The 24305-nt window shown below is 67.3% G+C and carries 26 protein-coding genes; 18 read left to right on the top strand and 8 right to left on the bottom strand.

What is annotated here, in order from left to right; genetic code table 11:
- Window positions 1–79: 79 nt before the first annotated feature.
- From HHL11_RS19980 to HHL11_RS19940, 9 genes are all read left to right on the top strand, one after another.
- Entirely contained in the window at window positions 80–340 is a 261-nt protein-coding gene (locus tag HHL11_RS19980; RefSeq protein WP_169420329.1) for a DUF4212 domain-containing protein, read from the top strand.
- A complete protein-coding gene (locus HHL11_RS19975) occupies window positions 327–2411 on the top strand; it encodes a VC_2705 family sodium/solute symporter (RefSeq protein WP_240980347.1) in 2085 nt (694 codons plus the stop codon). Before HHL11_RS19980 ends, HHL11_RS19975 begins: the two co-directional genes overlap by 14 nt.
- Before the next feature lie 61 nt (window positions 2412–2472).
- A complete protein-coding gene (locus HHL11_RS19970; protein ID WP_169420327.1) occupies window positions 2473–4173 on the top strand; it encodes an MFS transporter in 1701 nt (566 codons plus the stop codon).
- Window positions 4174–4300: 127 nt separating this feature from the next.
- Window positions 4301–4666, top strand: a complete 366-nt coding sequence (gene rpsF, locus HHL11_RS19965; protein WP_169420326.1) for a 30S ribosomal protein S6 — start codon at window positions 4301–4303, stop codon at window positions 4664–4666.
- A gap of 19 nt (window positions 4667–4685) precedes the next feature.
- Complete coding sequence (priB, locus tag HHL11_RS19960) at window positions 4686–4973, top strand: primosomal replication protein N (protein ID WP_342593250.1); 288 nt, start codon at window positions 4686–4688, stop codon at window positions 4971–4973.
- Window positions 4974–4992: 19 nt separating this feature from the next.
- The gene (gene rpsR / locus HHL11_RS19955) at window positions 4993–5274 is read left to right on the top strand and encodes a 30S ribosomal protein S18 (RefSeq protein ID WP_169420325.1); all 282 of its coding nucleotides are present in this window, start codon (window positions 4993–4995) and stop codon (window positions 5272–5274) included.
- Between the two features lie 11 nt (window positions 5275–5285).
- Window positions 5286–5738 (top strand): 50S ribosomal protein L9, encoded by a 453-nt coding sequence (gene rplI / locus HHL11_RS19950; protein WP_169420324.1) that lies wholly within the window; start codon window positions 5286–5288, stop codon window positions 5736–5738.
- A 182-nt stretch (window positions 5739–5920) separates the two neighbouring features.
- A complete protein-coding gene (dnaB, locus tag HHL11_RS19945; protein ID WP_169420323.1) occupies window positions 5921–7330 on the top strand; it encodes a replicative DNA helicase in 1410 nt (469 codons plus the stop codon).
- A gap of 65 nt (window positions 7331–7395) precedes the next feature.
- Window positions 7396–7764 carry a hypothetical protein gene (locus tag HHL11_RS19940; RefSeq protein ID WP_169420322.1) on the top strand — a complete coding sequence of 123 codons (369 nt, stop codon included), beginning with the start codon at window positions 7396–7398 and terminating at the stop codon, window positions 7762–7764.
- Between the two features lie 84 nt (window positions 7765–7848).
- On the opposite strand, the gene HHL11_RS19935 is transcribed toward HHL11_RS19940, so the two are convergent.
- From HHL11_RS19935 to HHL11_RS19925, 3 genes are all read right to left on the bottom strand, one after another.
- Window positions 7849–9540 (bottom strand): PhoH family protein, encoded by a 1692-nt coding sequence (locus HHL11_RS19935; protein ID WP_169420321.1) that lies wholly within the window; start codon window positions 9538–9540, stop codon window positions 7849–7851.
- Window positions 9541–9749: 209 nt separating this feature from the next.
- Entirely contained in the window at window positions 9750–10226 is a 477-nt protein-coding gene (locus HHL11_RS19930; protein ID WP_169420320.1) for a peroxiredoxin, read from the bottom strand.
- Window positions 10227–10339: 113 nt separating this feature from the next.
- The gene (locus HHL11_RS19925) at window positions 10340–10714 is read right to left on the bottom strand and encodes an MTH938/NDUFAF3 family protein (protein WP_169420319.1); all 375 of its coding nucleotides are present in this window, start codon (window positions 10712–10714) and stop codon (window positions 10340–10342) included.
- 103 nt (window positions 10715–10817) lie between these two features.
- Here HHL11_RS19925 and HHL11_RS19920 point away from each other — a divergent pair, with 103 nt between their 5' ends.
- The 6 genes from HHL11_RS19920 to moaD all read left to right on the top strand — a co-directional run bounded on the left by HHL11_RS19920 (window position 10818) and on the right by moaD (window position 16907).
- Window positions 10818–12044, top strand: coding sequence for a pyridoxal phosphate-dependent aminotransferase (locus HHL11_RS19920; RefSeq protein ID WP_169420318.1), 1227 nt, complete (start codon window positions 10818–10820; stop codon window positions 12042–12044).
- Window positions 12045–12105: 61 nt separating this feature from the next.
- Window positions 12106–13428, top strand: coding sequence for a homoserine dehydrogenase (locus HHL11_RS19915; protein ID WP_169420317.1), 1323 nt, complete (start codon window positions 12106–12108; stop codon window positions 13426–13428).
- On the top strand, window positions 13428–14837 hold the full coding sequence (thrC, locus tag HHL11_RS19910) for a threonine synthase (RefSeq protein WP_169420316.1): 1410 nt from the start codon (window positions 13428–13430) through the stop codon (window positions 14835–14837). The genes HHL11_RS19915 and thrC overlap by 1 nt, the downstream gene beginning before the upstream one ends.
- On the top strand, window positions 14834–15367 hold the full coding sequence (gene mobB / locus HHL11_RS19905; protein WP_169420315.1) for a molybdopterin-guanine dinucleotide biosynthesis protein B: 534 nt from the start codon (window positions 14834–14836) through the stop codon (window positions 15365–15367). Before thrC ends, mobB begins: the two co-directional genes overlap by 4 nt.
- Window positions 15364–16599: a molybdopterin-binding protein gene (locus HHL11_RS19900; protein ID WP_169420314.1), complete on the top strand. Its 1236-nt coding sequence runs from the start codon at window positions 15364–15366 to the stop codon at window positions 16597–16599. Before mobB ends, HHL11_RS19900 begins: the two co-directional genes overlap by 4 nt.
- Window positions 16596–16907 carry a molybdopterin converting factor subunit 1 gene (gene moaD, locus HHL11_RS19895; RefSeq protein WP_205964499.1) on the top strand — a complete coding sequence of 104 codons (312 nt, stop codon included), beginning with the start codon at window positions 16596–16598 and terminating at the stop codon, window positions 16905–16907. The genes HHL11_RS19900 and moaD overlap by 4 nt, the downstream gene beginning before the upstream one ends.
- A gap of 3 nt (window positions 16908–16910) precedes the next feature.
- On the opposite strand, the gene HHL11_RS19890 is transcribed toward moaD, so the two are convergent.
- Window positions 16911–17630: a formylglycine-generating enzyme family protein gene (locus HHL11_RS19890; RefSeq protein ID WP_169420313.1), complete on the bottom strand. Its 720-nt coding sequence runs from the start codon at window positions 17628–17630 to the stop codon at window positions 16911–16913.
- Window positions 17631–17671: 41 nt separating this feature from the next.
- Between HHL11_RS19890 and moaE the strand changes: the two genes are divergently transcribed.
- Window positions 17672–18145, top strand: coding sequence for a molybdopterin synthase catalytic subunit MoaE (moaE, locus tag HHL11_RS19885; RefSeq protein WP_169420312.1), 474 nt, complete (start codon window positions 17672–17674; stop codon window positions 18143–18145).
- Here moaE and HHL11_RS19880 read toward each other — a convergent pair whose 3' ends face one another.
- The 3 genes from HHL11_RS19880 to HHL11_RS19870 are packed head-to-tail and all read right to left on the bottom strand — an operon-like array spanning window position 18146 to window position 20335.
- On the bottom strand, window positions 18146–19129 hold the full coding sequence (locus HHL11_RS19880; RefSeq protein ID WP_169420311.1) for a Bug family tripartite tricarboxylate transporter substrate binding protein: 984 nt from the start codon (window positions 19127–19129) through the stop codon (window positions 18146–18148).
- Between the two features lie 27 nt (window positions 19130–19156).
- Window positions 19157–19699, bottom strand: a complete 543-nt coding sequence (locus HHL11_RS19875) for a MarR family winged helix-turn-helix transcriptional regulator (RefSeq protein WP_169420310.1) — start codon at window positions 19697–19699, stop codon at window positions 19157–19159.
- 60 nt (window positions 19700–19759) lie between these two features.
- Window positions 19760–20335 (bottom strand): hypothetical protein, encoded by a 576-nt coding sequence (locus HHL11_RS19870; RefSeq protein ID WP_169420309.1) that lies wholly within the window; start codon window positions 20333–20335, stop codon window positions 19760–19762.
- Between the two features lie 98 nt (window positions 20336–20433).
- On the opposite strand from HHL11_RS19870, the gene clpB reads away from it, so the two are divergent.
- The gene (gene clpB, locus HHL11_RS19865; protein ID WP_169420308.1) at window positions 20434–23055 is read left to right on the top strand and encodes an ATP-dependent chaperone ClpB; all 2622 of its coding nucleotides are present in this window, start codon (window positions 20434–20436) and stop codon (window positions 23053–23055) included.
- Between the two features lie 116 nt (window positions 23056–23171).
- The gene (locus tag HHL11_RS19860; protein WP_169420307.1) at window positions 23172–23450 is read left to right on the top strand and encodes a hypothetical protein; all 279 of its coding nucleotides are present in this window, start codon (window positions 23172–23174) and stop codon (window positions 23448–23450) included.
- On the opposite strand, the gene HHL11_RS19855 is transcribed toward HHL11_RS19860, so the two are convergent.
- Complete coding sequence (locus tag HHL11_RS19855; RefSeq protein ID WP_240980346.1) at window positions 23437–24300, bottom strand: Bug family tripartite tricarboxylate transporter substrate binding protein; 864 nt, start codon at window positions 24298–24300, stop codon at window positions 23437–23439. The genes HHL11_RS19860 and HHL11_RS19855 overlap by 14 nt on opposite strands.
- Window positions 24301–24305 lie beyond the last annotated feature (5 nt).

Genomic DNA, 24305 nt, shown 5'->3' with positions numbered 1-24305 from the left:
GAGTATGCGACACGGCCTGCGGCCGCGTTGTCGCAAACACCTAGGCGCGAGCTCTGGAGGGGGTGCGATCATCGCCCGAATGGATGATGGGGGACCCACCGAACGGCACGACAAGCGCGTGCTGGCGCTGAAGGCCGGCCTGCTGGCTGCCTGGGCGCTGGTGGCCTTCGGCGTGCCCTGGTTCGCGCGCGACCTGCAGTTCAGCGTCCTCGGCTGGCCCTTCAGCTACTGGTTCGTGGCCCAGGGCGCGCTGCTGGCCTTCATCGCCATCGTCGTCGTCCATGCCTGGGCCATGGGGCGGCTGGCGCCGGAGGATGCGGTGGTCGATGACGGCGCCTGAAGACCGCGGCGCCATCCGGCGGCTGCATCGCTCGCTCGCCTGGTTCGTCGCCAGTTTCAATGCCTTCCTCCTGCTGCTCGCCTGGGCCGAGCAGCGCGGCCTATCGCGCTTCTGGCTGGGCCCGATCTTCCTGTTCTCCACGGTGATGATGTACGCGGTAATCGGCATCCGCAGCCGCACCACCGACCCCGACGAGTACTACGTCGCCGGCCGGCGCATTCCGCCCCTATACAACGGCATGGCGGCGGCGGCCGACTGGATGAGCGCCGCCTCCTTCATCAGCATGGCCGGCGGCCTGTACCTGCAGGGCTTCGGCGGCGCCGGCGGCCAGGCCGGCGGCCTGGCCTATGTGCTGGGATGGACGGGCGGCTTCGTGCTGGTGGCCCTGCTGATCGCGCCCTACCTGCGCCGGCTGAAGCTGTACACCGTGCCCGAATACTTCCAGGTGCGCTATGGCGGCCGGGCGCCGCGCATCATCGCGGCGCTGTCCGCGGTGCTGGTGTCCTTCGTGTACGTGGTGGCGCAAATCTACGGCATCGGCTTGATCGCTTCGCGGCTGACCGGCGTGCAGTTCGAGATCGGCATCCTGCTGGGGCTGGGCGGCGTGCTCCTGTGCTCCTTCCTCGGGGGCATGAAGGCGATCACCTGGACGCAGGTGGTGCAGTACACGGTGATGCTGCTGGCCTTCCTGATCCCCGTCTCCTGGCTCGCCTACAAGCAGCTGGGAAACCCGGCGGCGCCGCTGGTGTATGGCGCTCAGCTGCGCAAGATCAGCGAGCTGGAACAGCACATCGCCGCCGACCCGCGGGAGCGCGAGGTCGCGGCGATCTTCGCGCGCCGCGCCCACGAGTACGAGGCGCGCCTGCAGGACGTGCCCGCGGCGCTGCAGCGCGAGCGCGCGCTGGCGCAGGACCACATCCGCCTGCTGAAGTCCACCGGCGCCGACACCGCCGAAGTGGTGGCGGCGCACCGCGCGCTGGCCGCCTTGCCCAAGGACCCCGCCACCGCGCGCGAGTTGTGGACCCGCGCGATGAACGAGAACCTGGAGCGCTCGCGCGCGCTGGGCGGCATGCCGCCGCACGCGCAGCCTTTCGCCGGCGACCCGCAGGGCACGCCCGAGGAACGCGAGGCGTTCTCGCTGTCGCGCCGCAACTTCCTGGCGCTGATGTTCTGCCTGATGGTGGGCACGGCGGGCCTGCCGCACCTGCTCACGCGCTACTACACGGTGCCCAGCGTGGCCGCCGCGCGTTCCTCGGTGGCGTGGTCCCTGGTGTTCATCGTGCTGGTGTACGTGAGCGCGCCGGCGCTGGCCACGCTGGTGAAGTTCGAGGTGATGAACAACCTGGTGGGCAGCAGTTTCGACGCGCTGCCGTCCTGGATGGCGCAGTGGGGCAGGGTGGACAGCTCGCTGATCTCGGTGGCCGACGTCAATGGCGACCGCATCCTGCAGTGGGGCGAGATCCGCTTCGGCGCCGACTTGGTGATGCTGGCGACGCCGGAACTGGGCGGCCTGCCTTACGTGATCTCGGGCCTGGTGGCCGCGGGCGGCCTGGCGGCTGCGCTGTCCACCGCCGACGGCCTGCTGCTCACCATCAGCAATGCGCTGGTGCGCGACATCTTCTGCCACGAGCTCAAGCCCGACCTGCCGCCCGAGCAGCGCGTGATCCTGTCCAAGTTCGCGCTGATGGCGGTGGCCCTGGTGGCGGCGCTGGTGGCGACCACCAAGCCCGCGGAGATCCTGTCGCTGGTGACGGCCTGCTTCTCGATGGCCGCCTCGGCCTTCGTGCCGGCCATGCTGCTGGGAATCTTCTGGAAGGGCGCCACCCGCCGCGGGGCGGTGGCCGGCATGCTGGCCGGCCTCGGCATCACGCTGTTCTACATCCTGGCCAATGCACCGGCCGTGCGCGCCGCGCTGGGCTGGGCGCCCGGGCAGCAGCTGTGGTTCGGCATCCAGCCGCTCTCGGCCGGCGTGTTCGGCGTGCCCGTCGGTCTGCTGGCGGCCTGGTTGGTCAGCCTGGTGACGCGCCGCGCTGCCTTGCCTAGGGTAATCCCGGGTCAGGTGAGGCCTTAAGCGTCAGTAATTCGTCAGTAATGCCTTCAAGACTGCAGGCTCCCAAACGGAGGAGACAAGCATGCCTGCAGCATCCACTGCCGACGTCCTGGCCCGAGGCGCCGCCGCGCCGATGACGCTCGGGGAAAAGAAGGTCATCTTCGCGTCCTCGCTCGGCACCGTGTTCGAGTGGTACGACTTCTACCTCTATGGCGCGCTCGCGGGGATCATCGCGAAGCAGTTCTTCACCGGGCTCGATCCCACCTCGGGCTACATCTTCGCGCTGCTCGCCTTCGCCGCCGGCTTCCTGGTGCGTCCCTTCGGCGCGCTGGTGTTCGGCCGGCTCGGGGACATGATCGGGCGCAAGTACACCTTCCTCGTCACGATCCTGATCATGGGCGCGTCGACCTTCATCGTCGGCCTGCTGCCGTCCTATACGGCGATCGGCATGGCGGCGCCGGTGATCCTGATCGCCCTGCGCCTCCTGCAAGGCCTGGCCCTGGGCGGTGAGTACGGCGGCGCCGCGACCTACGTCGCCGAACATGCGCCACACGGCAAGCGCGGCGCCTACACCTCGTGGATCCAGACCACCGCGACCCTGGGCCTGTTCCTGTCGCTGCTGGTGATCCTGGGCGTGCGCAACTGGATGGGCGAGAAGGACTTCGGCGACTGGGGCTGGCGCATCCCCTTCCTGGTCTCCATCCTGCTGCTGGCCGTCTCGGTCTGGATCCGGCTGTCGCTGAGCGAATCGCCGGCCTTCCAGAAGATGAAGTCCGAGGGCAAGACCTCCAAGGCGCCGCTGAAGGAAAGCTTCGGCGAATGGCGCAACCTGAAGATCGTCATCCTGGCGCTGCTGGGCCTGACGGCGGGCCAGGCGGTGGTCTGGTACTGCGGGCAGTTCTATGCGCTGTTCTTCCTGTCCACCATCGCCAAGGTGGACGTGACCACGGCCAACCTGTTCATCGCCGCGGCGCTGGCGATCGGCACGCCCTTCTTCATCGTGTTCGGCTCGCTGTCGGACCGCATCGGCCGCAAGCCGATCATCATGGCCGGCTGCCTGGTTGCCGCGCTCACGTACTTCACGGTGTTCCCGATGCTGCTGCAGTACTCCAATCCGGCCCTGCTGGCCGCGCAGCAGGCCACCACGGTGACGATCACCGCCGACCCGCGCACCTGCTCCTTCCAGGGCAGCCCGATCGCGCGCGACATCGACTTCACCACCTCCTGCGACATCGCCAAGCGCACGCTGACGCAGTCCTACATCCCGTACGTCACCAAGGCCGGCCCGGCCAGCAGCGCGGCCACCGTGAGCGTCGGCGACAAGGTGGTCGCGGCCCCGAACGCCACGCTCAACGACCAGCGCAACGGTTTCTCCGCCGACAGCGGCAAGGCCATCGCCGAATTCCGCAAGCAGGTGGGCGACGTCACCAAGGCCGCCGGCCTGACGACGCCGGCCGACCCGGCCAAGATGAACAAGCCCATGGTGCTGCTGCTGCTGGTGTTCCTGGTGATCCTCGTGACGATGGTCTACGGGCCGATCGCCGCCATGTTGGTGGAACTGTTCCCCACGCGCATCCGCTACACCTCGATGAGCCTGCCGTACCACATCGGCAACGGCTGGTTCGGCGGCCTGCTGCCGACGACCGCCTTCGCCATGGTGGCCGCCACGGGCGACATCTACTTCGGGCTCTGGTACCCGGTGGTCGTGGCGGCCGGCACCTTCGTGATCGGCACGCTGTTCGTCCGCGAGACCAAGGACGTGGACATCTTCCAGCACGATTGAGGCCCGGCGGTTCCCGCCAAGGCCCGCTCCGGCGGGCTTTGTCGTTCCGGGCTATAATCGTTGGCTTTCCCCCTTGCTGCACCCCGTCTTGACGCCGGAGGCGGCATCACCCCCACAAGGAGATCGAATGCGTCACTATGAAATCGTCTTGCTGATCCACCCGGATCAGAGCGAGCAGGTTCCGGCCATGCTGGAGCGTTACAAGGGCATGATCACCGCCGGCAACGGCAAGGTGCATCGCGTGGAAGACTGGGGCCGCCGCCAGCTGGCTTACCAGATCAACAAGCTCGCCAAGGCGCACTTCCTGTGCATCAACATCGAGGCCGACCAGGCCGTGATGAGCGAGCTGGAGCACGCCTTCCGTTTCAACGACGCCGTCCTGCGCCACCTGACCGTGGTGAAGAAGAAGGCCGACACCGGCCCGTCGTCCATGATGAAGACGGTGGAGCGCGAGGAAGCGCGCAAGGCGCAGCAGGCCGAGTTCCAGGCCTGAGAGCCGGCTTGAGCCGGGAGTGAACCAGACGATCCTGAGCGCCCGTATCGCGGAGGCCAAGCCCCTGCGCTACACGCCGGCCGGATTGCCCGCCCTGGACCTGCGGCTCGAGCACGAGTCGGAGGCCGTCGAAGCGGGATTCAAGCGGCAGGTGAAGGTGGAAGTCAGGGCCGTCGCCTTCGGGGCCGATGCGGAAACGCTGGCCCGCCAGGCGATGGGCGCTTCGTTCCGGTTCACGGGCTTCCTCGCGGCATTCCGCAACGGCAAGCACCCGGTCCTGCACATCCAGTCATTCCAGCAAGATTAGTTTTCAAGAGGTTCCCACCATGGCCACCTTCAAGAAGTTCAACAAGGACAAGCGTCCGAAGCGCAACACCCAGTCGCTGCTGTTCAAGCGCAAGCGTTTCTGCCGCTTCACCGTCGCCGGCGTCGAAGAGATCGACTACAAGGACATCGACACCCTGCGCGACTTCATCTCCGAGAACGGCAAGATCATCCCGGCGCGCCTCACCGGCACCCGCGCGATCTACCAGCGCCAGCTGAACACCGCCATCAAGCGCGCGCGCTTCCTGGCGCTGCTGCCGTACTCCGACCAGCACCGCATCTGAGGTAAGGCACCATGCAAGTCATCCTGCTCGAGAAAGTCGTCAACCTGGGCAACCTGGGCGAGATCGTGAAGGTGCGTGACGGCTACGCCCGCAACTTCCTGATCCCGCAGGGCCACGCCCGCCGCGCGACCGAAGCCAACAAGGCCGAATTCGAAGCCAAGCGCGTCGAACTGGAAAAGCAAGCCGCCGCCAAGCTGGCCGAAGCGCAAGCCACCGGCGAGAAGCTGGCCGGCCAGACCGCCAAGCTGACGCAAAAGGCTGGCGTGGACGGCCGCCTGTTCGGCTCCGTCACCAACCACGACATCGCCGAGGAACTCACCAAGATGGGTTACCCGGTCGCGAAGGCCCAGGTGCGCATGCCCAACGGCCCGATCAAGATGGTGGGCGACAGCACGGTGTCCGTGCAGCTGCACACCGACGTGGTCGTCGAGATCAACGTCACCGTCTACGGCGAGACCGCGTAAGCGAGTCTTGTCCTCCAGAAGAGGCCGCCTCCGGGCGGCTTTTTCTTTGCGGCAGCCACTTATACCGGGCTGTCCAGGACCTATCCACAGCCTGTGCCCAGGCTTATCCCTGGACATTTTCACAGTGAGAGCGCATCCTTCCAGGCGAAGGGTTGAGCTCGCCTCGCAAACAGAAAACACGCATGTCCGCAGTCCTGAGCGCCGTTGACGACGAGTTGCCGCGCGACCGGCAGGTCGCCCAGTTGCGCATCCCCCCGCATTCGATCGAGGCCGAGTCCAGCGTGCTGGGCGGCCTGTTGCTGGACAACGGCGCCTGGGACCGGGTGGGCGACCTGCTCACCGAAGGCGACTTCTACCGCTACGAGCACAAGCTCGTCTTCACGGCGATCTCCGGGCTGATCAACAACTCGCGCCCGGCCGACGTGATCACCGTGTTCGAAGCCCTGCAGAGCCTGGGCAAGTCGGACGAGGTCGGCGGCCTGCCGTACCTGAACTCGCTGGCGCAGTACGTGCCCAGCGCAAGCAACATCCGCCGCTACGCGGAAATCGTGCGCGAGCGCGCCATCCTGCGCAAGCTGATCGCCGCCAGCGACGAGATCTCCACCAAGGCCTTCAATCCGCAGGGCCAGCCGGTCGAAAAGATCCTGGACGAGGCGGAACAGAAGATCTTCCACATCGGCGAGGAAGGCTCGCGCTCCAAGCAGGGCTTCATCGGCATGGACACCCTGGTGGTGGACTTGCTGGACCGGGTCCAGGAGATGGCCGACAACCCGGCCGACATCACGGGCGTGCCCACCGGCTTCTACGACTTCGACAAGATGACGTCGGGCCTGCAGGCGGGGGATCTGATCATCCTGGCGGCGCGTCCTTCGATGGGCAAGACTTCCCTCGCGATCAACATCGCCGAGCACGTCGCCCTCAACGAAGGCCTGCCGGTCGCCGTGTTCTCCATGGAAATGGGCGCGGCGCAGCTGGCCGTGCGTATCGTCGGTTCCATCGGCCGCATCGACCAGGGCCACCTGCGCACTGGCAAGCTCACCGACGACGAGTGGCCACGCCTGACCGAAGCCATCGAGAAGCTGCGCAACATCTCGCTGCACATCGACGAGACGCCCGGCCTCACCGTGAGCGAACTGCGTGCCAACGCCCGCCGCCTGGCGCGGCAGTGCGGCGGCAAGCTGGGCCTGATCGTGGTCGACTACCTGCAGCTGATGAGCGTGTCCGGCGGCATGAGCGACGAGAACCGCGCCACGGCCGTGGGCGAAATCTCGCGCGGCCTGAAGATGCTGTCCAAGGAACTGGGCTGCCCGCTGATCGCGCTGTCGCAGCTGTCGCGCGCGGTGGAGCAGCGCACGGACAAGCGCCCCATGATGTCGGACCTGCGCGAATCCGGCGCCATCGAGCAGGATGCGGACCTGATCATGTTCATCTACCGCGACGACTACTACAACAAGGACTCCAAGGAGCCGGGCGTCTCGGAAGTGATCATCGCCAAGCACCGCAATGGCCCCACGGGCGCGGTGAAGATGGCCTTCATCAAGAACCTGACCAAGTTCGAGAACCTGGCTTCGGGCGGCATGGACGACTACTGACGCTGCTTTCCTACTTCGCGCCTCGGCGATTCGGGCGAAGCTCGCCCGGTCACCAGGAGTCGAACATGGGAAAAGAAGAACTGGACCTGCTGCCCACCTTGGCCGAGGGCAGCCCGCCGATGCAGGCGGAACGGGTTCCGCCAGAGCTGGACGAAGACGCTTCCGCGCTGGGGAAGATCAAGGCCGCCGACGCGGCGCGCGAGGGCTTTCCGGGCGAGCACTGGGTGGCGCTTGGCCTGGGCATCCTCGCCTGGCAACTCACGCGCAAGGACCCGCGCTGGTACGTGCGCGCCGCCGGCGGTTTCGCTGCGACGACGCTGGTCGCGCGCGCCGCGGCTGGCCGGGAAGGGCTGTCGAAGGTGTTGCGGTGGACGCCGCTGGGCAAGGGGATTTCGAATTGCCCTCCTTGTGCGCCGGGCAGCCAGCGCTCGTAGCACTCGTCATTCCCGCGGAGGCGGGAACCCAGGGCTCCCAAAAGAAAAGCGGCCAACGGCCGCTTTCCTGAATGCTGCAAGGGGCTACAGCACTTCGCTCGCGAAATCCGCCAGCCGCGAACGTTCCCCGCGCGCCAGCGTGATGTGCCCGCTGTGGGGCCAGCCCTTGAACTTGTCGACCGCGAAGGTCAGGCCCGAGGAGCCTTCGGTCAGGTAGGGCGTGTCGATCTGAGCCAGGTTGCCCATGCAGATGATCTTGCTGCCCGGGCCCGCGCGCGTGATCAGCGTCTTCATCTGCTTGGGCGTCAGGTTCTGCGCCTCGTCGATGATCACGTACTTGCTCAGGAAGGTCCGCCCGCGCATGAAGTTCATGCTCTTGATCTTGATCTTCGAGCGGATCAGCTCGTTGGTGGCCGCGCGGCCCCACTCGCCGGCGGCGCCCTCGGTCTTGCCCAGCACTTCCAGGTTGTCGTCCAGCGCGCCCATCCACGGGCCCATCTTCTCCTCCTCGGTGCCGGGGAGGAAGCCGATGTCCTCGCCGACACTCACGGTGGCGCGGGTCATGATGATCTCGGTGTAGCGGCGGTCGTCCAGCACCTGGGTCAGGCCGGCGGCCAGCGCCATCAGCGTCTTGCCGGTGCCGGCGGTGCCGGTCAGCGTGACGAAGTCCACTTCCGGATCCATCAGCAGGTTCATCGCGAAGTTCTGCTCGCGGTTGCGCGTGGTCACGCCCCACACCGAGTTCTTCAGGTGGCCGTAGTCCTTCAGCGTCTTCAGCACCGCCGTCTTGCCGCGAATCTCGATGACGCGCGCATAGAGGCTGGGTTCGCCCGGCGCTTCGAAGTAGACGAACTGGTTGATGAACAGGCTGGGCACGATCGGCCCGCTGATCCGGTAGAAGGTGTGGTGGCCGGTCTGCCAGCTCTCCACCGTCTTGCCGTGCTTGACCCAGAAGTCCGGCGGCAGGGCCAGCGAACCCGAATACATCAGGTCCAGGTCGTCCAGCGTCTTGTCGTTCTGGTAGTCGTCGCAGTGCAGGCCCAGCGCGCGCGCCTTGACGCGCATGTTGATGTCCTTGGACACCAGCACCACTTCGCGCGGGGCATGCTTTTCCTGCAACGCCTGCACCACCGACAGGATCTGGTTGTCGGCCTTGCCCGGCGGCAGGCCCAGCGGCAGCCCGGTGGACGACAGCGGCATGGTCTGGAAGAACAGGCAGCCGGTCGCCTCGCGGTGGCCGGTGCGGTCCAGCTTGAGGCCGTGCGTGATGTCGGCGCCTTCGCTGCCGGCCAGCGCGTCCAGCGAGCGGCTGACCTGGCGGGCGTTGCGGGCGACTTCGGTCATGCCCTTCTTGTGGCCGTCCAGCTCCTCCAGCACGATCATCGGCAGGAAGATGTCGTGCTCCTCGAAGCGGAACAGGCTCATCGGGTCGTGCATCAGGACGTTGGTGTCCAGCACGAACATCTTGGACGGGCCGGTCGGTTTCTTCTTGCGCGGCTGGGCGGCGGGCAGCGCGACGTTCTTCTTGCGGGCCGGTTGCGGCTCGTCCAGGTAGGTCTCGATGTCGCCGGCGTAGGCGCCGGTGCTGGCGGCCACCTCGCCGCCGCCGGTGCGCGGGTCGAAGTCGTCCTGCGCCTGCGGCGCCTCAGCGAGCAGGCTGTCCTCGACCGGCGCTTCCGATTTTCGCGCCGCCTTGTGCGAGGACCGGGCCGGAGCGTCGAAGGCTTCGGGCGGGAGCATGGTGGCGCGCTTGGTCGGGGCAGGGGGCAGGGGCATGGGGGTTACAGCTCGCAGATGAGATGGTCTGGAAACAAAAAAGCCGCCAGGCGGGCCGGGCGGCTTCTTCGGGGCTGACGGTGATGACGCTTCGCGTCGCGATCAACGGCATGAATTCATTATGCACAAAGCCTGTGACGCAACAATGTCAGTACGGACGCTGTTGCGCAGGCGCGTCAAGCCCTGCAGCCGTAGGACAAAAAAGCCGTTCAGGCGGCCTTCTTCAGCAGCTTGACGGCCTTCAGGACGTCATCGACGTGGCCGGGCACCTTGAGGCCGCGCCATTCCTGCTTGAGGATGCCGTCGGCGCCCACCAGGAAGGTGCTGCGCTCGATGCCCTTCACCTTCTTGCCGTACATGATCTTGTTCTTGACCACGCCGAACATGTGGCACATCTTCTCCTCGGTGTCGGCGATCAGCTCGAAGGGCAGCTCCAACTTGGCCTTGAACTCGTCGTGGGACTTCATGTTGTCGCGCGACACGCCGAACACCACGGCGCCGGCCTTCACGAAATCCTTGTACTTGTCGCGGAACTGCATCGCCTCGGTCGTGCAACCGGGCGTGTTGTCCTTCGGGTAGAAGTACAGGACCACGATCTGACCCAGGTGGGAGGTGTTGGTGACCTTGATGCCGCCGGTGGCGTTCGCTTCAAATTCTGGAAGGGGTTTGTTGACAACGATCGCCATAAGAATGTGGTTCTGGGTGTGACAGGACTTGCGCGATGGCGGCAACGGGCTTCGCGCAGGCCCTTGCCGCAACACGCAATTTTACCAAAGAACCATCAACTCGGCCTCGTTCTTCAGGTGGGGGTTTCGAGAAGGAGGGCTACTGCCACCTCCCGGCCCTCCTGCGCCAGGATGTTGTAAGTACGGCACGCCGCCGCGCTGTCCATGGTTTCGACGCCGATCCGCCGGCGCGCCAGGCCCACGATCCAGGCCGGTTTGGGGAAGCGGATGCGCTTTCCGCTGCCGAAAATGACCACTTCCACCCCCAGATCCGCCAGCTGCTCGAAATGCTCGGGCCCGAGCTGCTCGAAGCTGCCCGCCCAGGGCAGCCGCTCGCCGCGGGAGGTGAGCACGACGTTGTGCGTGATTTTTTCCTGGCCTACGGCCACCCAGCCGGGGCCATGCCCGCTGATGGTCTGGGCGTCGGACTGATCGGGCTGGAGCTTCACGGGGGAGGGGGACTGCGTGGAATGGCCGCGCCAGGGAGGGCTGCGGGCGGTTTATGTTCAAATTATAGGTTTCACCTCGCGCGTTTGCCCGTCAGGAGGGGCTTTGAAAACAGTCCAGAAATCCGCCAAGCTGTCCAATGTCCTGTATGACATCCGCGGTCCCATCATGGACGCCGCCCGGCAGATGGAGGAAGAGGGCCACAAGATCATCAAGCTGAACATCGGCAACCTGGCCCCGTTCGGCTTCGACGCGCCCGAGGAAATCCAGCAGGACATGATCCGCAACCTGCCGAATTCGGCAGGCTACTCGGACAGCAAGGGCATCTTCGCCGCCCGCAAGGCGGTGATGCACTACACCCAGCAGCAGGGCATCAAGGGCGTCACGCTGGACGACATCTACCTGGGCAACGGCGCCAGCGAGCTGATCGCGCTGTCCACCAACGCGCTGCTGAACGAAGGCGACGAGCTGCTGCTGCCCGCCCCGGACTACCCGCTGTGGACCGCCTGCACGGCGCTGTCGGGCGGCACGCCGGTGCACTACATGTGTGACGAGGCCAACGGCTGGATGCCCGACATCGAGGACATCAAGCGCAAGATCACGCCGGCCACCAAGGGCATCGTCGTCATCAACCCGAACAACCCGACCGGCGCGCTCTACGCCGTGGAGCTGCTGAAGGAGATCGTGGCCCTGGCGCGCCAGCACGGCCTGGTGATCTTCGCCGACGAGGTCTACGACAAGGTGCTGTACGACGGCGCCCAGCACACCGCGCTGGCCAGCCTGTCGGAAGACGTGTTGACGCTGACCTTCAACTCGCTGTCCAAGAGCTACCGCAGCTGCGGCTACCGGGCCGGCTGGATGGTCGTGTCGGGCGACAAGCGCGCTGCCAGCGACTACATCGAGGGCCTGACCATGCTCTCGAACATGCGCCTGTGCGCCAACGTGCCGGGCCAGTGGGCCATCCAGACCGCCCTGGGCGGCTACCAGAGCATCGCCGACCTGGTGGCGCCCACCGGCCGCCTGGGCCGCCAGCGCGATGTCGCCTACGAGACCATCACCGCCATCCCGGGCGTCACCTGCAACAAGCCGCAGGCCGCGCTCTACATGTTCCCGCGGCTGGATCCCAAGCTGTACCCGATTGCCGACGACCGCCAGTTCTTCCTCGAAGTGCTGCAGGCCACGCGCGTGATGCTGGTGCAGGGCTCGGGCTTCAACTACCCGGACAACCAGCATTTCCGCATCGTCTTCCTGCCGCACGAGGAAGACCTGCGCGAGGCCGTCGGGCGCATCGCCCGCTTCCTCGAGCAGTACCGGCGCCGCCACAGTACCTGAAGCGAATGCGAACCATCGCGACGGCCGTCCGGACGCCGTCGCCCAAAGAGGAAATGAGAAAGTGAAAGCGATTCAAGTCGGCCTGCTGGGCATCGGCACCGTCGGTAGCGGCGTGTACAACGTCCTCAAGCGCAACCAGGCCGAGATCACGCGGCGGGCCGGCCGCGCCATCGAGATTTCCATGGTGGCGGACCTCGACACCGCCCGCGCCCAGGCCGTGGCCGGCAGCACCGCCAAGGTGGTGAAGGACGCCCGCGAGATCATCGCCAACCCGGACATCGACATCGTCGTCGAACTGATCGGCGGCTACGGCATCGCCCGCCAGCTGGTGATGGAAGCCATCGCGGCCGGCAAGCACGTGGTCACCGCCAACAAGGCGCTGCTGGCCGTGCACGGCACCGAGATCTTCGCCGCCGCCCACGCCAAGGGCGTGATGGTGGCCTTCGAAGCGGCGGTCGCCGGCGGCATCCCCATCATCAAGGCGCTGCGCGAAGGCCTCACGGCCAACAGCATCGAGTGGATCGCCGGCATCATCAACGGCACCACCAACTTCATCCTATCCGAAATGCGCGACAAGGGCCTGGACTTCGGCGTGGTGCTGAAGGAAGCCCAGCGCCTGGGCTACGCCGAAACGGACCCGACCTTCGACATCGAGGGCGTGGACGCGGCGCACAAGGCCACGATCATGAGCGCCATCGCCTTCGGCGTCCCGGTGCAGTTCAACAAGGCCTATGTCGAGGGCATCACCAAGCTCGAGGCGCAGGACATCGAATACGCCGAGCAGCTGGGCTACCGCATCAAGCTGCTGGGCATCACGCGCCGCCGCCCGCAGGGCATCGAGCTGCGCGTGCACCCGACGCTGGTGCCGGCCAAGCGCCTGATCGCCAACGTCGAAGGCGCGATGAACGCCGTGGTGGTGCAGGGCGATGCCGTCGGCACCACGCTGTACTACGGCAAGGGCGCCGGTAGCGAGCCCACCGCCAGTGCCGTCATCGCCGACCTGGTGGACGTGACGCGCCTGCATACCGTGGACGCGGCGCACCGCGTGCCGCACCTGGCCTTCCAGCCGGACCAGATGAGCGACCAGCCCATCCTGCCGATGGAAGAGGTCCTCACCAGCTACTACCTGCGCCTGCGCGTCGCCGACCAGGCCGGCGTGCTGGCCAAGGTGGCCAGCCTGCTGGCCAACGCCGGCATCAGCATCGACGCCATGCTGCAGCGCGCGGCCTCGGACGTCGGCGGCGCCGGCTCCACCCACACCGACCTGATCCTGCTGACGCACGAAGTGCGCGAAGGCGCCATGAACGCGGTGATCGCCCAGATGCAGGCGCTGCCGACCGTGCTGGCGCCGATCACGCGCATCCGCAAGGAAGAACTGGCCTGATGCTGTACCTGTCCACCCGCGGCCACCCGGACCGCAAGCACTTCTGCCAGATCCTGCTGGAAGGCCTGGCGCCGGACGGCGGCCTCTACCTGCCCGAAAGCTATCCGCAAGTCGATGCGGCGATGCTGGCGAAATGGCGCGGGCTGCCGTACGCCGATCTCGCCTTCGAGATCCTCTCGCTGTACATCGACGACATCCCGGACAGCGACCTGCTCGCGATCTGCCGCAAGACCTACACCGAGGAAGTGTTCGGCACCAAGGCGATCGTCCCGCTGAAGAAGCTGGAAGAAGGCGTCTACCTCGAAGCCCTGTCCAACGGCCCGACGCTGGCCTTCAAGGACATGGCCATGCAGCTGCTCGGCAACCTGTTCGAGTACGAACTGGGCCGCCGCGGCGAAGAACTGAACATCCTGGGCGCGACCTCGGGCGACACCGGCAGCGCCGCCGAATACGCGATGCGCGGCAAGCAGGGCGTGCGCGTGTTCATGACGTCGCCGAACGGCCGCATGAGCCCCTTCCAGCAGGCGCAGATGTTCAGCCTGCAGGACGCCAACATCCACAACCTCGCCGTCGAGGGCGTGTTCGACGATTGCCAGGACATCGTCAAGGCCGTGTCCAACGACCTCGAGTTCAAGCGCAAGTACCGCATCGGCACGGTCAACTCGATCAACTGGGCGCGCCTGGTGGCCCAGGTGGTCTACTACTTCGCCGGCTATTTCCAGGCGACGAGGGCCAACGACGAGAAGGTGTCCTTCGCGGTGCCGTCCGGCAACTTCGGCAACATCTGCGCCGGCCACGTGGCCCGCATGATGGGCCTGCCGGTCACGCAACTGGTGGCGGCGACCAACGAGAACGACGTGCTGGACGAGTTCTTCCGCACCGGCATCTACCGCGTGCGGGGCAGCGCCGACACCTACGAGACCTCCAGTCCCTCGATGGACATCTCCAAGGCGAGCAACTTCGAGCGCTTCGTGTTCGACCTGCTGGGCCGCGATGGCGCCCGGGTCCGCCAATTGTTCGGCGAGGAGCTGGGCACCAAGGGCCGCTTCGACCTGTCGGCCGACATCGAGCGCGCGCGCAGCCAGTTCGGCTTCGCCTCCGGCCGCAGCACGCATGCCGACCGCCTGGCCACGATCAAGGACACCTTCCAGCGCTTCGGCACGATGATCGACACCCACACGGCCGACGGCCTGAAGGTGGCGCGCGAACACCGCCGCGCGGGCGAGACCATGATCGTGCTGGAGACGGCGCTGCCGATCAAGTTCGCCGCCACCATCGTCGAGGCGCTGGGCCGCGAGCCGGACCGGCCGGCGAAGTTCGCCGGCATCGAGCAGCTGCCCAAGCGCGTCACCGTGCTGCCCGCCGACGTCGCGCGGGTCAAGCAGTTCATCGCGACGCACTGCGCATGAAAGCCGTCGGTTTCGCCGGCTTCAGCGGTTCCGGCAAGACCACCCTGGTCGAAAAGCTGATCCCGCTGCTGAAGCTGCGCGGACTGCGGGTTTCGGTGGTCAAGCACGCCCACCACAAGTTCGACATCGACCACCCCGGCAAGGACACCTTCCGGCACCGCGAGGCCGGCGCCTTCGAGGTCGTGGTCGCTTCCGACAAGCGCCTGGCGCTGATGCGCGAGTTCGAGCAGGCCGCCGAGCTTTCCGTCCATCACCTGATCGCCGAGCTCTGGCCCGGCGTCGACTGGGTGCTGGTGGAAGGCTTCAAGCAGAGCAACCTGCTGAAGGTGGAGGTCTGGCGCGGCGACGCCGGCAAACCGGCGCGCTACCCCGACGACGACTTCATCGTGGCCGTCGCCACCGACACGCCGGACCGCCTGCCGGAGCCGACCAGCCGGCCGGTGCTGGATCTCAACGACCCCGATGCGCTTGCGCAATGGCTGGTCGAGAATGAGGACCGGTTCGACTACGACCCGGAGAAATACGCGTGAACGCTCCCCAGCCCGCCAGGCGCCCGCTGCGCAGCCTGGACGAAGCCCTGGCGGCCCTGCTGGCGCAGGCGCAGCCGCTGGCGGACACCGAAGCCGTGTCGCCCTTCGATGCCGACGGCCGCGTGCTGGCCGAAGACCTGGTTTCGGCGCTGCAGGTGCCACCGCAGGACAACAGCTCCATGGACGGCTATGCCGTGCGGGCTGCCGAGATCAGCGAAGGCGTGGTCCTGCCGGTCAGCCAGCGCATTCCGGCCGGCGCCGCGGCGCAGCCGCTGCAGGCGGGCAGCGTGGCCCGCATCTTCACCGGCGCGCCGGTGCCCGCGGGCGCCGACGCCATCGTGATGCAGGAAGACACCGAGGCGCTCGAGGACGGCCGCGTGCGGATCGCGCGCGTGCCCGCGGCCGGCGAGTGGATCCGCCGCAGCGGCGAGGACATCACCCGCGGCAGCACGGTGCTGGCGCGCGGCCTGCGCATCGGGCCGGCGGCCCAGGGCCTGGCCGCCAGCATCGGCCGCGACCGCATCCGCGTCGCCCGGCGTCCGCGCGTGGCGCTGTTTTCCACCGGCGACGAACTGGTGATGCCGGGCGCGGTGGCCCCTGAGGCCATGAAGCCGGGCGCCATCTACAACTCCAACCGCTTCTTCCTGCGCAGCCTGCTGCTGCGCCTGGGCTGCGAGGTGCGCGACCTCGGCATCGTGCCGGACCAGCGCGCCGCCACCTTGCAGGCGCTGCAGGACGCGGCGCAGGACAACGACCTGATCCTCACCAGCGGCGGTGTCTCCGTCGGCGAGGAGGACCACATCAAGCCGGCGGTGCAGCAGCTGGGCACGCTGGACCTGTGGCAGATCGCGATGAAGCCGGGCAAGCCCTTTGCGTACGGGCGCATTGGCGATGCGCACTTCATCGGCCTGCCGGGCAACCCCGTTTCCAGCTTCGTCACCTTCGTGCTGCTGGTGCGGCCTTTCCTGCTGAAATTGCAGGGAGCGACGCAGCTGGAACCGACGACGATCCCGCTGCCCGCCCATTTCGACTGGCCGCGGCCGGACAAGCGCCGCGAGTTCCTGCGCGCGCGCCGCAACGCGCAGGGCGGCCTGGAGCTGTTCCCCAACCAGAGCTCCGGGGTGCTGACGTCCACCGTATGGGCCGACGGCCTGATCGACTACCCGGGCAGCCAGGCCATCGCGCGCGGCGAGTTGGTGCGCTTCCTGCCGCTGGCGGACCTGCTCGCATGAGCCCGCCGGGCCGCCCCAAGGGCGAACACCCGCAGGCGCAGCCGGAGGGTGCTCCTGTGAACGTGCGCATCAAGTACTTCGCTTCGATCCGCGAGGCCGTAGGGCAGGGCAGCGAGATGCTGCAGACCCGCGCCGAGACGCTGGGTGCGCTGCGCGACGAGCTGATCGCGCGCGGCGAGCCCTACGCCAGCGCGCTGGCGCGCGGCAAGGCCGTGCGCATGGCGCTGGACCAGGACATGAGCGAGGAGCCGGCGCCCCTGCGCGAGGGCGCCGAGGTGGCTTTCTTCCCGCCGGTCACCGGGGGGTAGGCCTTACTGGACGTCGCGCGCGAGCCGCAGGCCGATGCGGAAGTCGCGGTGGTCGGCCACGTAGCGGTTGCGGATGGCACAGCGCACGTAGTTCACCTTGCCGTTCCAGCTGCCGCCGCGGGTGACGTACTTGCTTTCCGCGATCTGGGCGCCGTAAGGCGAGACGAACAGGTCCGCCGTCCACTCCCACACGTTGCCGCTCATGTCGTGGATGCCCAGGCCGTTGGGCTTCTTGGTGCCCACCGGGTGGGTCATGTTGCCGGCCACGTCCTTGTTGAACCAGGCAACCTCGGCCAGGGCGCCGGCGTCGCTGGTGCCGGAATAGACCTCGTCCTTGCCGCCGCTGCGGCAGGCGTATTCCCATTCGGCCTCGGTCGGCAGGCGGTACTTCGGTCCGCCCGTGGAGTTCAGGCGCTGCACGAACTCCTGCGCCTCGAACCAGGACACGTTGTCGACCGGGTACTCGTCGCTGATCGGAAACCTGGACGGATTGCTCCCCATCACGGCCTTCCACTGGCCCTGCGTCACCTCGGTCCTGCCGATCTGGAAGTCCTTCAGGCAGACCTGGTGCACCGGGCGCTCGTGCTTCTCGCCGGTTTCCGAGCCCATGGCATAGCAGCCGCCGGGCACGCTCACCATGTCGATCGGGGCGGGAGTCTGGGCTTGCACGGCCGCTGCCAGGGCCAGCGGCAGCGCCGCCAGCATCATGTGTTTCTTGTTCATGTTCGGGTCCTCAACGCACGACTGTAGGAGAAAATGCGCGCATGCCATCCCCGGTCTCCATCCAGACGCAGGACTTCGACCTTTCGGCCGAAGTCGAAGCGTTGCGCCGCGCCGACAAAGGCGTGGGCGCGGTCTGCAGCTTCGTCGGCACGGTGCGGGACCGCAACGACGGCCTCCCGGTGTCCGCGATGGAACTGGAGCACTACCCCGGCATGACCGAGAAGGCCATCGAGGCGATGGTGGACGAGGCGTTCAAGCGCTTCGACCTCCGCGGCGTGCGCGTGATCCACCGCGTCGGCCCGCTGCAGGTGCAGGACCAGATCGTGCTGGTGGCGGTCACCTCGTCCCACCGCGGCCAGAGCTTCCAGGCCTGCGAATTCCTGATGGACTACCTGAAGACCCAGGCGCCGTTCTGGAAGAAGGAAACGACGCCGGAAGGGGAGCGCTGGGTGGATGCGCGGGTGGCTGACGATGCGGCGCTCGCGCGCTGGGGCATCGCCAGCAGCAACGGCTGATTATTTGGCCTGGAACCCGCTCGCCTTGATGATCTTGTCCCAGCTCTGGGTGTAGGTCTTCACGCGCTGCGCGAACACCGGCTGCGGCTGGAATGCCACCGTCAGGCCCATCTCGGTCAGGCGCTGGTGCACGTCGGGCATCGCGATCACCTTGGCCAGGGCCTGGTTGAAGCGGTCCAGCGTCGCCTGCGGCGTGCCGGCCGGCGCGAACAGGCCGTAGTAGGGCAGGTCTTCGAGGCCCGTGATGCCCAGCTCGGCGAACGTGGGCACGTCCGGCAGCACGGCCTGGCGCTTGTCGCCGATGACGGCCACCACGCGCAGCTTGCCGGCCTTGTGGTTCTCGATGAAGTCCGGGATCGACGCGATGCCGGCCTTGATCTGGTTGCCCAGCATGTCCTGCATCATCGGCGCGCTGCCGCGGTAGGGCGCGGGCTGCACGTCGATCTTGTACTTGCTGCCGATCATGCCCACCAGGAATTCGGGGATCGAGGCCGGCGCCGGAATGCCGATCGTGTCCTTGCCGCCGTGCGCCTGCACGTAGGCCGCGTATTCAGGCAGGCTCTTGGCCGGCGTGCCGGCGGAGATGGCGAGGGCGTTGGCGAAGGTGGCGATACCGGCCACCGGCACGAAGTCCGTCGCCGGGTCGAAGCCGGCGTTCTTCATCACCAGCGGCAGGATCGAGATCGTGTGGTCGTGGCTCAGGAAGAAGGTGTGACCATCGGGAGCCGCGGCCTTCAGCGCCTGGGCGGCGATCTGGCCGCCGGCGCCGGCGCGGTTGTCCACCACCACCGTCTGGCCCAGCTGGTCCTTCAGCTTGTCGGCCAGCACGCGGGCGATCGCATCGCTGCCGCCACCGGGCGGGAAGCCCACCAGCAGCCGCACGGGCTGGCTGACCTGGGCCTGGGCCAGGCCGGCAACAGCGGTGAAGAGGCCCGCCAGCAGAACGCGGCGGAACGGTCGGAAGGTGGAGGTGGTCGTGCGCATGGGCGCACAGCATAGCCCAGCCGTGCTTCAGCCGAACTGACGGGACGGTGACGCGGCCGGCGGCGGCACGAAGGCCGCGCGGGCCTCGTCCTCCAGTTCACCGGTGAGCAGCTGCAGGAGTTCCAGCAGCTGTTCCTGCTGGTCCTTGCCCAGGGGGGCCATCAGGCGCTTGTAGGCTTTCTCGGCGGGTTTCTGCGCCTGCTGCAGCACGTCATGTCCCGCGGGGGTGAGGTTCACCGAGATGTTGCGCCGGTTGTCCTCGGCCGGCAGGCGAGCGACCAGGCCGCGCGCCTGCAGCCCGCGCAGGATCCGCAGCACCGTCACTTTGTCGAAGCCGAGCGCTCGCGCCAGGCTGGACTGCCCGAGGCCGGGATGGGCCTGCAGCACCGTCAGCACGCCGAACTGGGCCGGGGTCAGGGCCAGCTCCTTGCAGGCGTCCTCGAACACCGCGGCCGAGATCTGGTGGGCTCGCCGCAGCAGGAAGCCGGGACGCGCGTAGAGGCGCGAGAGGGTGGCGGGAAGCTTGGTCGGCGCGGGCACGGGGTCCTTGCGGAACAGGGAATGGCTCATTGTGCCTTGCCCGGCCGGTGGACCTTGAGGGGATGCTGGCGCCCGGATGTCGCCGCCGCGTCAGTTCAGGTAGCGCGGCCGCGACGGGTCGGCGTCCCCGCTTTCCGACGGCTCCGGCGGCGTCGCCGGCACGAAGCTTTCGCGCCACTGCGACTGCAGCAAGGCCTGGTCCAGCAGGTGCATCAGCCCCTGCATCAGCTTGGGCTGCATTTCCATCTGGAAACTGCGCGGCTTGGTATCGCCGTGCGCGGGCCGCTCGTTGAAGTTCAGGCGCAGCGGCCCGCTGGCGAGCGGCGTGGCGTCGACGTCCGTCACCAGCAGCGGGTCTTCGCCCAGCGGCAGCCGCGGCTGGCCTTCCTTGTAGGGCGTGTCGAAGTCGGCATGCTGCAGGAATTCTTCCTTCCGGAAATCGGCCAGCATCTTCTTGAGCTCAGGGTTGGCCCCGCTCAGCGACGCGCCGGCCGACTCCAGTTTCAGCAGGTGTTCGGTCAGCAGCTTGGTCAGGAGCGGCCACAGTCCCACCATCAGCCGGCGGGTGAGCCACATGCGCATCTCTTCACCCTCGACGGTGTTGATGCGCATCAGGATGCGGTCCTGCTCGGGCAGGTAGGTGACCGACATCTGGTGGATTTGCATGGAATTGATTCTAGTCACCCCGGCAGCGGCCTTCGGGTCTAGATTCCAGGCTTGAAAAAGTACCGGAATGTCCTATCTGAACGGGAGCGAGGCATTCAATGCGACTAGACAAACTCACAACCAAGTTCCAGGAAGCCCTGGCCGACGCCCAGAGCCTGGCGCTGGCCAACGACCACGCCTACATCGAGCCGGCCCACCTGCTGGTGGCCATGCTCCGGCAGGAAGACGGCCCGCGGGCGCTGTTGCAGCGCGCCGGCGTCAACGTGCCCGGCCTGCTGGCTGCCGCCGAGGGCGCCATGCACAGGCTGACGCAGGTCCAGAGCCAGGAGCAGATCGGCGTCGGCCGCGACCTGGCCGCGCTGCTGCAGCAGGCCGAGAAGGAAGCGCTCAAGCGCAACGACCAGTACATCGCCAGCGAGCTGTTCCTGCTGGCCGTGGCCGACACCAAGCAGGACATCGGCCGCATCGCCCGCGAGAACGGGCTCACCCGCAAGTCCCTGGAAGCGGCCGTCGAAGCCGTGCGTGGAGGCCAGAACGTGAATTCCGCCGATGCCGAAGGCCAGCGCGAAGCGCTGAAGAAGTACACCCTCGACCTCACCGAGCGCGCCCGCATGGGCAAGCTGGACCCGGTGATCGGCCGCGACGAGGAAATCCGCCGCGCCATCCAGGTGCTGCAACGGCGCACCAAGAACAACCCGGTGCTGATCGGCGAGCCCGGCGTCGGCAAGACCGCCATCGTCGAAGGCCTGGCGCAGCGCATCGTGGCCGGCGAAGTGCCGGAGACGCTGAAGAACAAGCGCGTGCTGTCGCTGGACATGGCGGCGCTGCTGGCCGGCGCCAAGTATCGCGGCGAGTTCGAGGAGCGCCTGAAAAGCGTGCTGAACGAACTGGCCAAGGACGAAGGCCAGACCATCGTCTTCATCGACGAACTGCACACCATGGTGGGCGCCGGCAAGGCCGAAGGCGCCATGGATGCCGGCAACATGCTGAAGCCGGCGCTGGCGCGCGGCGAGCTGCATTGCGTGGGCGCGACGACGCTGGACGAATACCGCAAATACATCGAGAAGGACGCCGCGCTGGAGCGCCGCTTCCAGAAGATCCTGGTGGGCGAACCGAGCGTGGAGGCGACCATCGCCATCCTGCGCGGCCTGCAGGAGAAGTACGAGGTGCACCACGGCGTCGAGATCACCGACCCGGCGATCGTCGCCGCGGCCGAACTCTCGCACCGCTACATCACCGACCGCTTCCTGCCGGACAAGGCCATCGACCTGATCGACGAGGCCGCGTCCAAGATCAAGATCGAGATCGACTCCAAGCCCGAAGCCATCGACCGCCTGGACCGCCGCATGATCCAGCTGCAGATCGAGCGCGAGGCGGTGAAGAAGGAGAAGGACGAAGCCTCGCAGAAGCGCCTGGGCCTCATCGAGGAGGAAATCGCGCGCCTGCAGAAGGAGAGCGCGGACCTCGAGGAGATCTGGAAGGCCGAGAAGGCGCAGGCCCAAGGCAGCGCGCACGTGAAGGAAGAGATCGACAAGCTCCGCCGCGACATCGAAGAGTTCACCCGCAAGGGCGACTTCAACAAGGTCGCCGAGCTGCAATACGGCAAGCTGCCCACCCTGGAAAAGCAGCTGAAGGAAGCGCAGGACGCCGAGACCGCCAAGGGCAAGAGCGGCAAGCCGCAGCTGCTGCGCACGCAGGTCGGCGCCGAGGAAATCGCGGAAGTGGTGGCGCGTGCCACCGGCATCCCGGTGTCCAAGCTGATGCAGGGCGAACGCGAAAAGCTGCTGCTGATGGAAGCCCGCCTGCACGAGCGCGTGGTCGGACAGGACGAGGCGATCAGCGCGGTGGCCAACGCCATCCGCCGCTCGCGCTCGGGCCTCGCGGACCCGAACCGGCCGACTGGCAGCTTCCTGTTCCTCGGCCCCACCGGTGTCGGCAAGACCGAGCTGAGCAAGGCGCTGGCGATGTTCCTGTTCGACAGCGAGGAGCACCTGATCCGCATCGACATGAGCGAGTTCATGGAGAAGCACTCGGTGGCGCGGCTGATCGGCGCGCCGCCGGGCTACGTGGGCTACGAGGAGGGCGGTTACCTCACGGAAGCCGTGCGCCGCAAGCCTTACAGCGTGATCCTGCTCGACGAGGTCGAGAAGGCGCACCACGACGTCTTCAACGTGCTGCTGCAGGTGCTCGATGATGGCCGGCTGACCGACGGCCAGGGCCGGACCGTGGACTTCAAGAACACGGTGATCATCATGACGTCCAACATCGGCTCGCACCTGATCCAGGCGATGGTGGGCAAGCCCTACGAGGACGTGAAGGAAGTGGTGTGGGACGAGCTGAAGAGCCATTTCCGCCCCGAGTTCCTGAACCGCATCGACGAGACGGTGGTGTTCCACGGCCTCGACGCGAAGAACATCGCGCAGATCGCGAAGATCCAGCTGCGCGTGCTGGAGCAGCGCCTGGCCAAGATGGACCTGTACCTGCAGGTGTCGCCGGCCGCGCTGGAGGAACTGGCGAAGGTCGGTTTCGACCCGGTGTTCGGCGCCCGGCCGCTCAAGCGGGCGATCCAGCAGCGCATCGAGAACCCGCTGTCCAGGCTCATCCTGGAAGGCCGCTTCCCGCCCAAGAGCACGATCCGGGTGGAGGTGGACCCGGTGCGCGAGCCGGGCGTGTTCCACTTCGGCGAAGGCGCGGAGCCGCGCCAGGCCGAGGCCGCCTGAGCTCGCCGTTAGGGTGCGCAGCTCTGCTGCGCACCCGCCACCCCGCAGCAAAAGCCGGACTGACCCTCCGGCTTTTTCTCATTTTTCCTTAAGCTTCCGGCCCCACAATAGCTTCCATGCAAACCCTTTTCGGCATCCTCCTGCGCGTGGTGCTGTTCGCGGTCGGTCTCGTCCTGGCTGCGAGCTTTGCCGTGGCTTTCGTCCTGGTGCTGGCTGTGTGGGCCCTCCGCACGGCCTGGCTGTGCCTCACCGGCCGGCCCGCCGCGCCCTTCGTCATGCGCTTCCGCGCGGCGGACGGCTTCCGCCGCGCCTACCGCGGCAGCGCCCAGCCGGCGCGCCGCAGCCCCGAGGCCGACGTCACCGACGTCGAGGCCAAACGCATCATTCCGCGCTGATCTTCCGCTCGCGCACGATCGCGCCCCACTTCGCCGACTCCTTCTGCATGAACTCCGTCAGCTCGGCCCGCGTGGTCGGGTGCGGCGTGAGCCCGTGCCTGGACAGCGCGTCGCGGATCTCCGGATCCTTCAGCACCTTCACGATCTCCTGGTTCCAGCGATCCAGCAGCGGCGCCGGCATCTTCTCCGAGGCGACGAAGGCATACCAGTTCAATGCTTCGAAGCCGGGCAAGCCTGCTTCGGCCACGGTGGGGATGTTGGGCAGGTAGGCCGGACGCGTGAGGCCGGTGGTGGCCAGCGGGATCAGCTTGCCGCTTTCCACGTGCGGCAGCGCCGTCGGCGGCGCCGCGAGGTAGCCGGTGAAGCGGTTGGCCAGCAGGTCCTGCATCGCCGGTGCGCCGCCCTTGTAGGGCACGTGCGTCATCTCGGCGCCGATGCGCTGCGCGAACAGTTCGCCGGCGAGATGCGAAGCCGAGCCCGAACCGGTGGAGGCGAAGGTCACGCTGCCTGGCGACTTCTTCGCCGCCGCGATGAAGTCGGCCAGGTTCTGGATGCCCGACTCCTTGTTCACCACCAGCATGTTGGGGAAGTACACGCCGCCGGACAGCGGCGCCAGGTCCTTGAACGGGTCGTAGCCCACCTTCATCATGTGCGGCGCGATCGTCAGCGGCCCGATGGAGCCGAGCAGGATCAGGCTGCCATCGGCCGGCCCGTTGGCCACGAGCTGGTGCGCGATGTTGCCGCCGGCGCCCGCGCGGTTGTCGACGAGGACGGTCGCGCCGATGTTGTCGCCCAGCTTCTTCGCGATCAGGCGGGTCTTGTCGTGAAAGGCGCGACGAAGTTGCCACAAGCGCC

Source organism: Ramlibacter agri, assembly GCF_012927085.1.
Lineage (GTDB): Bacteria > Pseudomonadota > Gammaproteobacteria > Burkholderiales > Burkholderiaceae_C > Ramlibacter > Ramlibacter agri.
The sequence above is the reverse complement of the archived record's forward strand: the minus strand, read 5'-3'. Positions and strand labels throughout refer to the sequence as shown.